The sequence below is a fragment of the Dongia soli genome, assembly GCF_034044715.1.
GTDB lineage: Bacteria > Pseudomonadota > Alphaproteobacteria > Dongiales > Dongiaceae > Dongia_B > Dongia_B soli.
Window position 1 is genome coordinate 60059 of the sequence record NZ_JAXCLW010000004.1, and the last position, 13320, is coordinate 73378.

At 59.7% G+C, this 13320-nt stretch carries 11 protein-coding genes; 3 read left to right on the top strand and 8 right to left on the bottom strand.

Annotated features, from left to right (window positions below; all coding sequences use genetic code 11):
• Positions 1–177: 177 nt before the first annotated feature.
• Entirely contained in the window at positions 178–1263 is a 1086-nt protein-coding gene (locus tag SMD27_RS15100; RefSeq protein ID WP_320509243.1) for a hypothetical protein, read from the top strand.
• A 4-nt stretch (positions 1264–1267) separates the two neighbouring features.
• Here SMD27_RS15100 and SMD27_RS15105 read toward each other — a convergent pair whose 3' ends face one another.
• Positions 1268–1675 (bottom strand): hypothetical protein, encoded by a 408-nt coding sequence (locus tag SMD27_RS15105; protein WP_320509244.1) that lies wholly within the window; start codon positions 1673–1675, stop codon positions 1268–1270.
• Positions 1676–1902: 227 nt separating this feature from the next.
• A complete protein-coding gene (locus SMD27_RS15110; RefSeq protein WP_320509245.1) occupies positions 1903–2709 on the bottom strand; it encodes a DeoR/GlpR family DNA-binding transcription regulator in 807 nt (268 codons plus the stop codon).
• 281 nt (positions 2710–2990) lie between these two features.
• Here SMD27_RS15110 and SMD27_RS15115 point away from each other — a divergent pair, with 281 nt between their 5' ends.
• Positions 2991–3320: a hypothetical protein gene (locus SMD27_RS15115; protein WP_320509246.1), complete on the top strand. Its 330-nt coding sequence runs from the start codon at positions 2991–2993 to the stop codon at positions 3318–3320.
• A gap of 57 nt (positions 3321–3377) precedes the next feature.
• On the top strand, positions 3378–4565 hold the full coding sequence (locus SMD27_RS15120) for a serine hydrolase domain-containing protein (protein ID WP_320509247.1): 1188 nt from the start codon (positions 3378–3380) through the stop codon (positions 4563–4565).
• A 40-nt stretch (positions 4566–4605) separates the two neighbouring features.
• On the opposite strand, the gene SMD27_RS15125 is transcribed toward SMD27_RS15120, so the two are convergent.
• From SMD27_RS15125 to SMD27_RS15150, 6 genes are all read right to left on the bottom strand, one after another.
• On the bottom strand, positions 4606–4977 hold the full coding sequence (locus tag SMD27_RS15125; protein WP_320509248.1) for a cupin domain-containing protein: 372 nt from the start codon (positions 4975–4977) through the stop codon (positions 4606–4608).
• A 445-nt stretch (positions 4978–5422) separates the two neighbouring features.
• Positions 5423–7843 (bottom strand): GcvT family protein, encoded by a 2421-nt coding sequence (locus SMD27_RS15130; protein ID WP_320509249.1) that lies wholly within the window; start codon positions 7841–7843, stop codon positions 5423–5425.
• Between the two features lie 143 nt (positions 7844–7986).
• The gene (locus SMD27_RS15135; RefSeq protein ID WP_320509250.1) at positions 7987–9183 is read right to left on the bottom strand and encodes a M24 family metallopeptidase; all 1197 of its coding nucleotides are present in this window, start codon (positions 9181–9183) and stop codon (positions 7987–7989) included.
• Positions 9184–9235: 52 nt separating this feature from the next.
• Positions 9236–11323: an ABC transporter ATP-binding protein gene (locus SMD27_RS15140; protein ID WP_320509251.1), complete on the bottom strand. Its 2088-nt coding sequence runs from the start codon at positions 11321–11323 to the stop codon at positions 9236–9238.
• 9 nt (positions 11324–11332) lie between these two features.
• Positions 11333–12202, bottom strand: coding sequence for an ABC transporter permease (locus SMD27_RS15145; RefSeq protein WP_320509252.1), 870 nt, complete (start codon positions 12200–12202; stop codon positions 11333–11335).
• 1 nt (position 12203) lies between these two features.
• On the bottom strand, positions 12204–13145 hold the full coding sequence (locus tag SMD27_RS15150) for an ABC transporter permease (protein WP_320509253.1): 942 nt from the start codon (positions 13143–13145) through the stop codon (positions 12204–12206).
• Between the last annotated feature and the right edge of the window lie 175 nt (positions 13146–13320).

Sequence of the window (13320 nt, forward strand, 5' to 3'; positions counted from 1 at the left end):
GCTTGCTTGATCCGGCAAGGACCAAGCAGATTCAAGAGCTTAGCGACAATCGCCTTCGGCTAAGAAAAATTTTCGCGTTTTGAAAGACTTAAGACTCTGGTAACCATATCCCTATAGTCTGCCCTCCAACCGTTTTGCGGAACGGCTTGGTCTTCTGAATGGCATTGGGCATTAGGCATGGACGATCTTGAGGATCTTCAGTCGCGCGTTGCAGCAGCGCAAGAGAAGTTGCGCATGAACGCCGATGACCAGCGCAAATACGGTTTACGCCTTAATGACGTCGTCGCCATCGTCGAGGGTTCCCTCGCCCGCCAGCAAGAAGAGATGCAGCGCCTGCAGGCTTCGGCGATCGAGTTGCGCGTCGAGCGGGATGCTGCGCGCCACGCCGAAGCGGAGCTGAAGGCCGCTTATGACGCCGCCCTAACAAAAATCGCCAAGCGCGAAACCCAGAACGAACAGCTGCGCAATATGGTGTTGACGTTGCTCAACATCATCGAAGGCCGCGAACCGGCCAGCGCTTTGCAGGATACCATGATGCGGCTCGAGCAGAGCCTGCAGCAAGTCATCGCGACTCAGCAGGAAGAGAACGCGGAATCCGCAGCGATGGAGGCTGGCGAAGAACCCTCCCAGGCGGCGGCGCTCGCAGCGCAACTGGAAGAGGCCGTTGCCGGTGACGATCCCGCCGTTGATTCGGCTGACATGCAGGAAGATGGTGAAAGCCTTGACGCGGCACCATCTGCTGAGAAGGACGCAGCGGAAATGGCCGGCGCGGATGCAATTTCTGAAGATGCCGGACTTGGCGATCAATCCGAGCCCCAGCCTGCTTCAGAACTCCAGTCGGAGATAGCGGCTGACGAGCCCGCCGTCGAAGAAGCTCCCGTTGAGGAGTTGACCGCCGAAGAGCCGATCATCGAAGAGACGGTGGTTGACGAGCCGGTCATTGAAGAACCAGCCAATGAAGAACCAATCGGCGAAACCGTCGATCAGGCCCAAGTTGCGGCGGATCTTTCGGACGACATGCCGGAAGACCTCGAACAGATCTCCATGACCGATCATCAGACACTGGTCTCCGATCCGGAAGAAGCCGATGAGAAAGCGGCGGATAAAACCGCCCAGCCTTTGGTCACGGCCCTGCTCGATGCGGAAAAGGCATTGATTGAAGCCGGGGCGAACGGTCTGTCGGATGGCGATTCACCTGTCGCCGAAATCATTCGCCGCATCAGCCTGCGCACCCGGGAATTCTCCCAGGCCGCAAACCGCTAAAAGCTCAGCCTTCCGGATTGAGTGAGCAATAGGCGCCGGCTGTTTTCAGCTCGCGACAGATGCCGCCCAGATCGACCGCGCCGCCTGCGGGCGCCGTGCCATAGAGGCGTACCAGATGTCCCTTGCCTGGCAGATCGACGGCGACATAAAGCGGCATCAATGGTGTCAGCTCCCGATAGCGCGCCGACAAGATCTTCCAGCCGCGCCGCGCCCAGCCAATATCCTTGTAGCTCGCCAGATGGATGGCGGTACCTGGTGGCGGACGGCGCGTCGAGACATTGGCCGGCTCCGTGCGCTTGGCGACGACCGAAGTCGGGACCGGGGCTGGTCCAGCGACCAATTCCTGCAAGACCAGTTTGCGGCGCGTCGGCGCTGAGCCCATCGCCGTGCTGGCAGGCGTCGTGGAAGCCATATGGGGCTTCGCCGCTCCAACGGCCGGATGCTCGTGTACAGGCGAATCCGCCTGCAGGCGTAACTGAGCCGGCCGCAAGTCCGTCGGCGTGACCTCTACGTCCTGCCGAATGGTCGAGGACGAAAGGGGCGCAGCGGGTGTCGCCTTCGGTTGCGGCGCCCGACTTTCACAGCCGGTCACGAGAACAAGGAGACAGCTTCCCAGCGCCACCCGTCCAATTACATGCATCACGCCACCAGAACGGCCGTCTTCTGCCGCTGGAGCGCATCCGCGAGGTCGTGATCGGGTTCTCGGTCGGTGACCAGGTATTTGAGCTGCCCTACATGTTCCACGGGAAAGGGCTGCATGCGGCCGATCTTGCTGTGGTCGCTGAGCAGGATTGGCGTTTCAGCGGAAAGGATCATTCGACCGTGGAGTTCCGCAATGTCACGATGGTAGTCGCTAAGGATCAACCCGCCGGGCACGGCGCCGAGAATATTGCCGGCCGACGCATCGCTGGCGTCGCCGGATGAGACGCCATTGACGCTGATGAAAGCAAGCTCGGCGTGATAACGCTCCATCATGCGGGTGGCATCCCAGCCCCCGGTCATATCCTCATAAGGCTGTATTTCACCGCCCAGGATATAGACGCGGTTATTGTTGTGCCGCCACAGGCGCTGGGCGACGCGCAAGCTGTTGGTATAGATCGTCAGGGACCGGCGATCCTCGAGCGCCTCGACCAGCGGCCAGGTGGTGCTGCCCGAATCGATGATCAGGCTGGCCCCGTCCCGGACCAGCTCAGCGGCACGTTGTCCGATCGACTGCTTCTCGCGGCTGTTGACAACGAGACGGTCGGCAATATCCGGTTCGTTCGGCGCCATGACCACGGCGCCCCCATGGGTCTGGCGCAGCAATTCCTTGGCGGCGAGCTGCTTCAGGTCGCGCCGGATGGTTTCCCGCGAAGCTCCCAGCGCGCGCGACAATTCGGCGATCGAGACGGAGCCCTCCTGATCCAATCGCTTCAGGATAAAATTCTGCCGCGCTTCCGCTAGCACTGGGCACCTCTTTTTGGAGCTTTTCACTAATATCAGTCCAGAAGCTGCCCGCCGAACCCCCAAAGGTCAAGGTTCTCAATTCATGACAAATTGGCGACGCCGGCGCCCGGCCCGGCCTCGGCCCGGGCTTCTGGTGATTGACGAGGGTGCCTGGGGCCGCTAGCCTGCCTCCATGGAAACCAGCTTCGCCCTTAAGCGCATGACGCGAATTAGCGGCCGGACCGTCCCCGGACGGCCGGTTGCCCTGTCATGTCATGTCTTAACTGCGAAAGCTGTCGATCATGCCTACTCTCAAAACTGCGGTTTCTGACGCCGCTTCTCCGGCTCTATCCATCGCTGCATTGCATCCGCACCCCCTACAGGAGGTGCAGTGCTTCTCTCTGCGCGCCGATCTGGAACCTGGTTTATTGCCGCGCCTGCTGGAGGCCTTCGCCAAGCGTGGCCTGTGGCCGAGCAAGTTCTACAGCCAGGTCGTCGATCGCGGCGACGAAGCCTTGATCGATATCCAGGTTGCAGGTCTGGATTGCGCCGCACGGGATCACATCGCGATGCAATTTCGCGGTATGGTCGGCGTGCAATCCGTCCTCGTTAGCGTCAAGGCATCGCAATAGCGTCTCCTTGAATGCCAGCGGGACGCTGCCGCAGGGACTAAAGTAAGGGGAGTAAGAATGAGTAGCGATAAGACCGGACCGATCGGTATGCAATCCACCGGCGCGATCATCCCGCGTGAAGACTGGGACCGCGCCCCCTGGAACCGCTGGACCTTTCAGCATGTCCGTGAGTTGACGCCGACGGCCCCGGTCTGGCGCGGTGCCGGTCCCGCCAGCATTCTGCCGCGCGCCGCTCAGGACCTCGACCGGATCGCCTATACCTTCGATGGCGAAAAGCGGAGCATCGGTGGCTTTCTGGAAAGCAGTTACACCGATGGTTTCATCGTGCTGCATCGCGGCGCTATCGTCGCCGAGCGTTACATGAACAACATGACCGAGCGGACCCCGCATCTCTCGCAATCGGTCGCCAAATCGGTGACCGGCACAGTCATGGGTATCCTGATCGGCCGCGGCTTGATCGACCCCGAGGCATTGGTCACCGACTACTTGCCTGAACTGGACGCAACCGCCTATCGCGGCGCCAAGGTTCAGCATGTGCTGAACATGACCAGCGGTGTCGTCTTCGATGAAACCTATACCGCTTTGGATTCCGATATCGCCAAGGTGGATGTCGCCTGCGGCTGGAAGCCCGCCAAGAATCCCGACTGGCCGAAAACCATGTGGGAAGTCATCCTAGGACTGAAGAAGAAGGAATGCGAGCACGGCGCCTCCTTCCGCTATCGCTCCATCGAGACCGACGTTCTCGCTTTCACCATGGAACGCGTTACCGGCATGCGTCTGCCGGATATCGTCAGCCGTGAGCTCTGGGCACCGCTCGGCGCCGAAGAAGACGCCTATTTCACCGTCGATCATGCCGGCTATGCCCTGGCCGATGGCGGCTTCAACGCCACTTTGCGAGATTATGCCCGGTTCGGCCTGCTGCATGCCCAGCACGGCTTCTTCAATGGTCGCCAGATCGTCCCTTATGAGTGGATTGCGGCGACGCGCCAGGGCGATCACGAGAAGTTCCTCGGCGATTACCGCAATGTCCTGCCGAAAGGCGCCTACAAAAACCAGTTCTGGATCGAGGATGCCTCGCGCCGCGCCTATATGGCCCGTGGGGTCTTCGGCCAGTGCATCTATATCGATCCCGATGCCGATTTCGTCATGGTCAAGCTCTCAAGCTGGCCGGACTTCCTCAACGAAACGCGCGCCCGCGAAGTGCTCGCGGCAATCCATGCTATCAAGCAGGTACTGAGCGCCTGACCGGGAAAGCTGCCGGCAGTCGTTGGCCGGCAGCTCCCCTTCACAGATTCCGTTCCAAACTGCGGATGAAGAGCGCCAGGGTCACGCCGGTTTTGGTGTAGGAATTGTGCTGCGTGCCTTCCTTCAGGCACACGAAGTCACCGGCCTTATAGACATAGCCATCGTTATCGATCAGCTCGCCTTCGATGACGAAGAACTGCTCGTGGCAGGTATGTTCATGGGGGATGCTCTGCGTGCCGGGCGCCATGCGATAGATGGTGAAGCCGGCACCTTCCGGAAACGTATCGTCGAATTGCAGATAGCTATGGCCCGGCACTTCCTCGCCATCGATCACAAAGGTTTTGTAGTCGGCTGTTTTGATATTGGCGACCTGGCGGTCGCTGGGGACGATCGGTTTCATGATGGCGTTCATTGCTTCTCCCGGCTCTCTTTGCGCGGACTTCGGTTATCCGCTTGCTGCGCCACATCATAAGATGTCGGGAGGCGTTTGTCTGTTCGCATTGAAACGTTGAGATGCGGCCGCGGCTTCAGGTTTGGCGCTGTGCGATGACAGCGGACATCCGGCCATCAACGCGTCGCAACCAACTGCCCTCGCACATGGCCCACCATTCCCCGCTTACCACCTTCGGACTTAATCCGAGGGTCCATCGTGGCAGCTGATGAATGTCATCCGGTTGCACCAGTGGTATCGGGCCCGATCATCTTTGCCTGGCATCGTGGTTGGCCTCTGCCATGGACCCTTGGATCAAGTCCGAGGGTGGCAACGAGTTGTTGCAGCTAGGATGCGCGCTCTCTGGGGAAGCGTGGAGGTGAATCGCGCCTCCTTCGCTCGGTGCCCCCGGACTAAGATCTGATGATCAGGCCCGCATGCGCGCACCGCTGGGGTCGTAGGGGGGTTCGGCAAGGATCGTCGCCGGCCGCATCTCGCCGAGCACTTCGATCTCCACCTTGCTGCCGGGTTTCGCCAGTTCGACCGGCAGATAAGAGAGCGCGATGGCGGTGCCGACGGTATGACCGTAACCCGCCGAGGTGAGGCGGCCGATCACCTTGCCATTCTGCAGGACGGGCTCGTTACCGATGGGATCGGTCTCGGCGACATCCACGGCCATGATTGCGAGCTTGCGCTTGGCGCCCGCCTTGAAAGCCACTGCTGCCGCATCACGGCCGATGAATTCACCCTTGTCGAGTTTGGTGAGTTTTTCGATCCCGGCTTCCGCAGCATTGTAGTCGATGCTGAATTCCCGGCCCCAGGAGCCATAGCCTTTTTCCAGACGCAGGGAATTGAGCGCGCGCACGCCGCACAGCCTGAGGCCATGTGCAGCCCCAGCCGCGCACAGCCGGTCGAGGATGTGGCGCTGGAACTTCGGCTCGCAATAGATTTCGAAACCGAGCTCACCGGTGAAGGAGACACGGATCACCAGGGCCTTTGCGAGCCCGACCGTCATCTGCCGCGCCGCGAGGAAGGGGAAAGCCGCATGTGAGAGGTCTTCCGTTGTCAGTTGGGACAGGACCTCGCGGGTCTTCGGGCCAGTCAACGAGAAGCCCATCCAATCCGCCGTGACATCGCGAACTGCCACACTATCATCCGCTGGCAGGTGCGACTGGAACCAGCGCATATAATATTCCGTGGCGGTCGGTGAGCCGATCAGCAGATAGCGCTCCGGCGAAAGACGCGTCACCGTCAGATCGCCCAACACCTGGCCCTTGGGCGTCAGCATCGGGCAAAGACCCGCACGACCATCCTTCGACGGCAGTTTGTTGGTCATCAGCTTATCGAGGAAGGCCGAGGCGCCATTGCCCGTGACCTCGAACTTCGCATAGCTGGAAGTCTCGAACAGGCCGACCTGTTCTCGCACCGCCTTGCATTCCGCCGCCACATGGGGAAAGGCATTGGAGCGCCGGAAGCTCGGCTTCTCCACCGGATCGACGCCTTTCGGCGCAAACCACAGGGGATATTCCCAGCCATTGGCGGCACCGAAGACCGCCCCTTCCGCTCTCAGCTTGTCATAGACCGGACTGGTTTTCAGCGGCCGTGCCGCCGGCAACTCTTCATTCGGGCAAGTGATGGTGAAGCGACGGCGATAGTTTTCCATCGTCTTCTCCAGCACATAGCTCTTATTCACGTGATCGCCGAAGCGGGCGACATCCATGGCGAAGACATCCATGCCCGGCTCGCCATCGATCACCCATTGTGCAACGGCGAGGCCGACACCGCCGGCCTGGCTGAAGCCGGCCATGACCCCAGTCGCTACGAAATAATTCCGCAAACCGCGCACCGGACCGATGATCGGATTGCCATCCGGGGCGAAGATCATGGGGCCATTGATGATGCGCTTGATGCCGCCTTCAACCAGGCAAGGATAACGCTCCATCGCGACGGCCATCGCATCGGTGATCCGGTCGAGATCATTCTCCAGGAGCTCATGGCCGAAACTCTGCGGCGTGCCATCGACCGACCAGTGCTTGGCCGCATTTTCATAAGTGCCGATCAGGAGCCCCTTGCCTTCCTGGCGCAGATAGCTTTCCCCGTCGAAATCGATCGACATGGGAATCTCCTGCCCCAGGGCAGCCACTTCGGGGATCTCGTTGGTGACGACATACATATGTTCCATCGGCATGATCGGCAGGTTGAGGCCGACCAGCGCGCCGACTTCGCGCCCCCAGAGGCCGGCCGCATTGATCACCACCTCGGTCTCGATCGTGCCCTGGGACGTCACCACCAGCCAGCCGCCGGAGGGGGTCGGCTTCAGCTCGATAACGGGTGTGTTGCGGTAGATCTCCGCGCCCTTGTTACGGGCCGCCTTGGCATAGGCATTGGTAACCGAACTGGGATCGACATGACCGTCATTGGGATCAAAGAGCGCCGAGATGAAATGCTTGGTCTCGATCAGCGGATTGATCTTCTTGACCTCATCCATCGAGACGAATTCGAGATCAAGGCCGAGATGGCGGGCACGGGCCCGCTCCATCTTGAAGTAATCATAGCATTGCTCATTAGCGGCCACATAGAGGCAGCCGACCCGATGAATACCACAGGAAAGCCCGCTCTCGCGCTCGAGCTCTTCGTAGATCTTCACCGTGTAAGACTGCAGGTACGACATATTCGTATCGCCGTTGATCGTGTGCATGCCACCCGCCGCATGCCAGGTCGAGCCGGATGTCAGTTCCGAGCGCTCGACCAGCACGACATCCGACCAGCCGAGCTTGGCCAAATGATAGAGAACGCTGACGCCGACCACACCGCCACCGATGACGACTGCCCTGGTATGGGTCTTCATGGAGAACTCCCGTGAAAATTGGCCTATTCAAGGCCTTGATCCGGGCCGAGTTTGCATAGAAACGCGACGGCCACAACGCACCAAAAAATCAAACGGCGCCGGAGTTTTCCTCATTAAAGCAGAAACGATTTCGGGCGAGCCCGTCAATAATCCGGCAGCAAACCCAAAGGACAGGTCGACAGCAGCTCATAACCAGTTTCGGTCACCAGGATTTGCTGTTCCAGCTTCACGCATTCCTTGCCGCCTGTTGCGCCGATCAGCGCTTCGATGCAAACGGTCTGGCCTGCTTCGAACGGCGCATCGAAGCCATGCTTGGCATAATCCTCCCGGTAAACGGCAAAGGGATATTCGTCGCACAGGCCGACGCCATGCATGATGCAGGAATAGCGCCGATCGACGAATTCCGCGCTTAAATGAAAGCTTTTTTCGGTGAATTCACGGAAGCTGAGGCCAGCTTTCACCAGCGCCAGGTTATGATGCAGATTGTCGAGCGCGGTCTGATACAGCCGATGCTGCTCGTCACTGGCCTTCGCGCCACATATCCAACTCCGCGAGATATCGGCGCAATAGCCATTCGGCCCGATGAGATCGGTGTCGAAGGACACCATATCGCCCTTTTCAATCACTTTATCGGAGCATTCCTGAAACCAAGGATTTGTCCGCGCACCGGAAGCCAGCAGGCGGCACTCGATCCATTCACCGCCGCGCTCGATATTAGCCTTATGTAAATAGGCCCAAAGCTCGTTTTCCGTCATACCGGGCTGCATCGCCCAGTACATCGCCGCAATCCCCGCTTCGCAGGCCGCGATCGATTCCCTGATAGCGACAATCTCTTCATCGCTTTTGATCGCACGGGCATGCTCCATGGCTTCCTCGCCATCGGTGATCTCAACGCCGAGGCGGGCCAAGGCGAAACTGGCCTGCGGGTCGAGCTTGTCGATCGCGAGACGCTTGTTGCGGCCGCCGTGACGCTGCACCAGATCGGTGATTTCAAGCGCCCAATTGTCGATTTTCTCGCGTTGACGCAGCCCATTGGAAAAATAGGTATGCCCGATCGCCGGCCGGGTTTCGTCGATCACCTCGACATCCTGGCTGAGATGGGTGGCGACCGCATAGTCGAACAGGATGACCGGCCCGTCCGTCGCGATGAAGACATAGCGGGTTTTATTATGCAGCACCCAGACCTGCATATTGGCGACGTCAGTCGCATAACGGATGTTGATGGGATCCATCAGCAAAATGCCGGCATAATCGCGCCGGCGCAATTGTTGACGAATGCGTTCCAACCGGTAAGCGCGCAGCTTCGGCCGATCGACCGCCGACTTATGAAACACACTCATGGGAAGCCCCCCGAATGATGACGGATGCAGCCGGCTTATGCGTTGTTATCGTCTATTCCGCTGCCCTGGTATTCAACTTCGCCAGATCTTCCAACGGAATATGGCAGGCAATGCGATGGCCCTGCTGTGTTACATGTTCCGGTGGCGGCTGATCATCGCAGACGGCGCCCAGCTTGCGCGGGCAACGCGAGGCGAAGGGGCAGCCCGGGATAAGCTTAGTCGCGCTGGGAATAGACCCTTCGAGAATGATGCGGTCCCGCTCCTTGCCCACTTCGGCGACCGGCGCCGCGGAGAGCAGCGCTTCCGTATAAGGGTGATAGGGGGGTGCGTATACCTGCTCGACCGTGCCGTATTCCACCACCCGCCCGAGATACATCACCGCCACATGATCCGCCAGGAAGCGCACCACGGAGAGGTCGTGGGAAATGAAAACCAGCGTGGCGTCGCGCTTTTCCTGCAGATCAATCAGCAGATTGATGATAGCGGCCTGGACCGAGACGTCCAAGGCGGAGACCGGCTCGTCGGCAATGATCAACGCCGGGTCACCCGCCAAGGCACGGGCGATGGCCACGCGCTGCTTCTGGCCGCCTGAGAGTTGCCGTGGCCGGCGATTGACGAATTCCATAGGCAGATTGACCAGCCGCAGCAATTCGGCCGCCTGCGTCTTTGCCTGCGAGGCGGTGATGCCGCGCAGCCGCTGCAGGGCGCGGCGGATCGCGAAGCCGACAGTGTGGCTCGGATTGAGGGTACTGTCGGGATTCTGGAACACCATCTGGATGGATTTCTTCTGCGCCTGGCTGCGCTTCTCCACCGGGATATGGCCAATCTCCCAATCGATCAGCTTGACTTTGCCCTGGGTCGCAACTTCAATCCCCGTGAGCACCTTGGCGAGCGAAGATTTGCCACAGCCGGATTCGCCGACGATCGCCAGGGTTCTCCCCCGCTCCGCCGTAAGCTCGATATCGGTCAAGGCACGAACTTCCGCCGGCTTGCTGTCGAAGATCGTCCCGGACGGTCGATAGATCTTGTAGAGATGATCGATTGTCAGGACATTTTCGCCCGTCTTGGCGGTCTCGGAGATGGCTTCTCCCTGCACCACCTGGAAGCGGCGATGCGGCGGCAGTTCAGCCAAGCGCACACATTTTGCCTCGTGGTGCGCCTCGCCCGGAATAGGGAGCGTCGGGATGGGCGCAGTTGTACAGGCCGCCGGCTCACAGAAGGAGCAGCGTGCGGCAAAGCCACATCCCACGGGCCGAGCCAAGGCGGATGGCACTTGCCCCGCAATCGGGCTCAGGCGACGGGAATGCTTGTCAGCCCCCATGGTTGGGATGCTGTCGAGCAAACCACGTGTATAAGGGTGCCGCGGATTGGCGAAGACTTCCCTGATCGGTCCCTCTTCCACCAGCTCGCCAAAATACATGACACCGACCCGGTCGCAGACCCGCAAGACGGTGCCGAGATTGTGGCTGATGAAAATGATGGCGGTATCGTGCTTATGACGCAATTGTGCCACCAGGTCGAGCACCGCTGCTTCAACGGTCACATCCAGGCCGGTCGTCGGCTCATCCATCACCAGCAGATCGGGCTCCGCCATCAAGGCCATGGCGATGACGACGCGCTGCTGCTGACCGCCGGAAAGCTGGTGCGGATAACGCTCCATGATCATTTCCGGATCAGACAGGTTGACCTCACCAAGCAGTTTGATGGCCCGTTGCCGCGCTTCCTCCCGGCTGACCTTCATATGCAGCATCGGCACTTCTTCAAGTTGCCGGCCGATCCGCATGGTGGGATTGAGGCTGCTCATCGGATCCTGATAGACCATGGCGAGCTTGCTGCCGCGAATCCGGCGCAATTCATCTTCGCTCATCCTGGCCATGTCCTGGCCGTTGAAGAGGATCTGGCCATTGGTGATGCGTCCGGCACCACCGAGATATTTCATGATCGCATAGGCGACGGTGGACTTACCGCAGCCGGATTCGCCGACCAGACCCAAAGCCTCGCCCTTGGCCAAAGAGAAGTTGAGTGCGGGCACGACGTCGATCCGCCCTGCGCGCGTAACGTAGGAGATCTTGACGTCGTGCAATTCCAGAATCGGCCGGGCAACCGTCGCTGTCTGTCGCAAACTTGCTGGATTGGTCATCCTACCTCCTCAATCCCGCAGGCTGATTTCTCGCAGGCCGTCGGCCAGCAGGCTGAATCCAACCACCAGCGAAGAAATCGCGATTGCGGGATAAAGTGACATATGCGGCCAAGTCGACATCATGCCGTAAGTCTCCTGCACCATGCCGCCCCAATCAGGATCGGGCGGCGGCAGGCCGAGGCCGAGGAAACCGAGAACGCCGATCTGGATCGTCGTATAGCCCATGCGAAGGCAGCTATCCACGATCAGCGGGCCGCGCGTATTGGGCAGGATTTCCACCAGCATGATATAGATCGCGGATTCGCCGCGCATCTTTGCGGCCGTCACATAATCGAGCTCACGTTGTTCCAGCGTAATGCCGCGAACGATGCGGATGATTTGCGGCGAGGCAACGAAAATCACCGCGACGATGACATTGATCGCAGAGGGCCCCAGTCGCATGATGATCAGGATGTAGAGAACGATCGCCGGAAAAGAGAGCAGGATATCGGTCAGCCGGCTGATCACCGCATCGACCCAGCCGCGATAATATCCCGACAGCAGGCCGAGAGTACAACCAACGACATAAGCACAGAAGGTGGCGATTGGCGCCACGATGAGAACCGTCCGCGAGCCCCAGATAATGCGCGAGAGGATATCGCGTCCCTGGTTATCGGTCCCCAGCAGGAACATATCGTTGGGCAGCGGATCGGCCAGAGCCTCGTAATTATTGGCATTCGGATCGTAGGGCGCCAGCCAGGGTGCGAAGATCGCCACGAACACCCAGAACAGCACCAGCACCGCGCCGGCAAGGCCGATCGGTGATTCGGTCAACAGCTTGAGACGTCGCCAGAACCGGCCACTCGACTTCACTTTCAATGCTTGCTCGGCCTGAACCATCTTATTTGAACCTGATGCGCGGATTGAGCCACATATAGCCGAGATCGCCGGCGATCTGGGTGACGACGACAATCAGGACGATGATCAAGGTAGCCGCCTCGACCGTCGCCGTGTCCTTGGACAGCGCCGATTCGAGAATCATATGGCCGAAGCCAGGATAGGCAAAAATCGTTTCCACAACGACCACACCGGCAATCAGGTAATTTATCTGTAACAGAATAACCGTGAGCGACACGACCATGGCATTGCGCAGCGCATGGCCCAGCACGACTTTACGGAAGCTGAGTCCCTTCAGCACGGCGGTGCGGATATAGGGCTTCATCATGACATCAACCATCGCCGCGCGCACCATGCGCACCACGTAGCCAAGATCGAACAGGACCATGACGGCAACCGGCAGCACCAATTGCGACGCAATCGACCAGTCGCCGCCGCTTTCCAAAGTGGATGCACCTGGCAACCAACCAAGGATGATCACGAAGATTGTTGCCAGAAACACGCCCGAGGCAAATTCCGGCACCGAGGTCGTCACAATGCTGAGCACGGAGATGCTGCGGTCGAGCTTCGATCCCTCGCGCATGCCGGCGGCGACGCCGAAAATGATCGAGCACGGAACGATGATCGCAAACGCGATTGACGCCAGCAGCAACGTATTGCCAAGCCGGTCCCAGATGATGTTGTTGACGTCAGTTTTGAAATAGGTTGAATAGCCGAGATCGCCCCTCAGGACATTGCCGACCCATTCGATGTAACGCACCGGCGCCGGCCGGTTCAATCCCATTTGTTCGGTCAGCAACTCGACCTGCTCAGGCGTTGCGAAGGGACCGAGCATCTTGCTGGCAACCTGGCCCGGCGTCCACTCGAAAGCCGCGAAAATCAGCATCGAAACGACCATCATGGTGATGATCAAAGCTGCAAGTCGTCGCGCTGCAAATGCCCCCATGCGTCAATACCATCCTTCACCAAGGCTGGTTTTAGACCAGCCGCATTCTTCGTTCTGTCATCGTTCGACATCATCACCGGTCCGCGCCGAAAATCGGCCGATCGCGCGACGAGAATCCGCCCCTCCATTATTGCCGATCCGGGCCGACGCGGCAAATCCAGACGAGATCGCCGCC

Excerpts from the sequence above, each read along its gene's own strand:
- SMD27_RS15100 (WP_320509243.1), top strand. The coding sequence starts at position 178 with ATGGACGATCTTGAGGATCTTCAGTCGCGCGTTGCAGCAGCGCAAGAG.
- SMD27_RS15105 (WP_320509244.1), bottom strand. The coding sequence starts at position 1,675 with ATGGCTTCCACGACGCCTGCCAGCACGGCGATGGGCTCAGCGCCGACG.
- SMD27_RS15115 (WP_320509246.1), top strand. The coding sequence starts at position 2,991 with ATGCCTACTCTCAAAACTGCGGTTTCTGACGCCGCTTCTCCGGCTCTA.
- SMD27_RS15120 (WP_320509247.1), top strand. The coding sequence starts at position 3,378 with ATGAGTAGCGATAAGACCGGACCGATCGGTATGCAATCCACCGGCGCG.
- SMD27_RS15125 (WP_320509248.1), bottom strand. The coding sequence starts at position 4,977 with ATGAACGCCATCATGAAACCGATCGTCCCCAGCGACCGCCAGGTCGCC.
- SMD27_RS15130 (WP_320509249.1), bottom strand. The coding sequence starts at position 7,843 with ATGAAGACCCATACCAGGGCAGTCGTCATCGGTGGCGGTGTGGTCGGC.
- SMD27_RS15135 (WP_320509250.1), bottom strand. The coding sequence starts at position 9,183 with ATGAGTGTGTTTCATAAGTCGGCGGTCGATCGGCCGAAGCTGCGCGCT.
- SMD27_RS15140 (WP_320509251.1), bottom strand. The coding sequence starts at position 11,323 with ATGACCAATCCAGCAAGTTTGCGACAGACAGCGACGGTTGCCCGGCCG.
- SMD27_RS15145 (WP_320509252.1), bottom strand. The coding sequence starts at position 12,202 with ATGGTTCAGGCCGAGCAAGCATTGAAAGTGAAGTCGAGTGGCCGGTTC.
- SMD27_RS15150 (WP_320509253.1), bottom strand. The coding sequence starts at position 13,145 with ATGGGGGCATTTGCAGCGCGACGACTTGCAGCTTTGATCATCACCATG.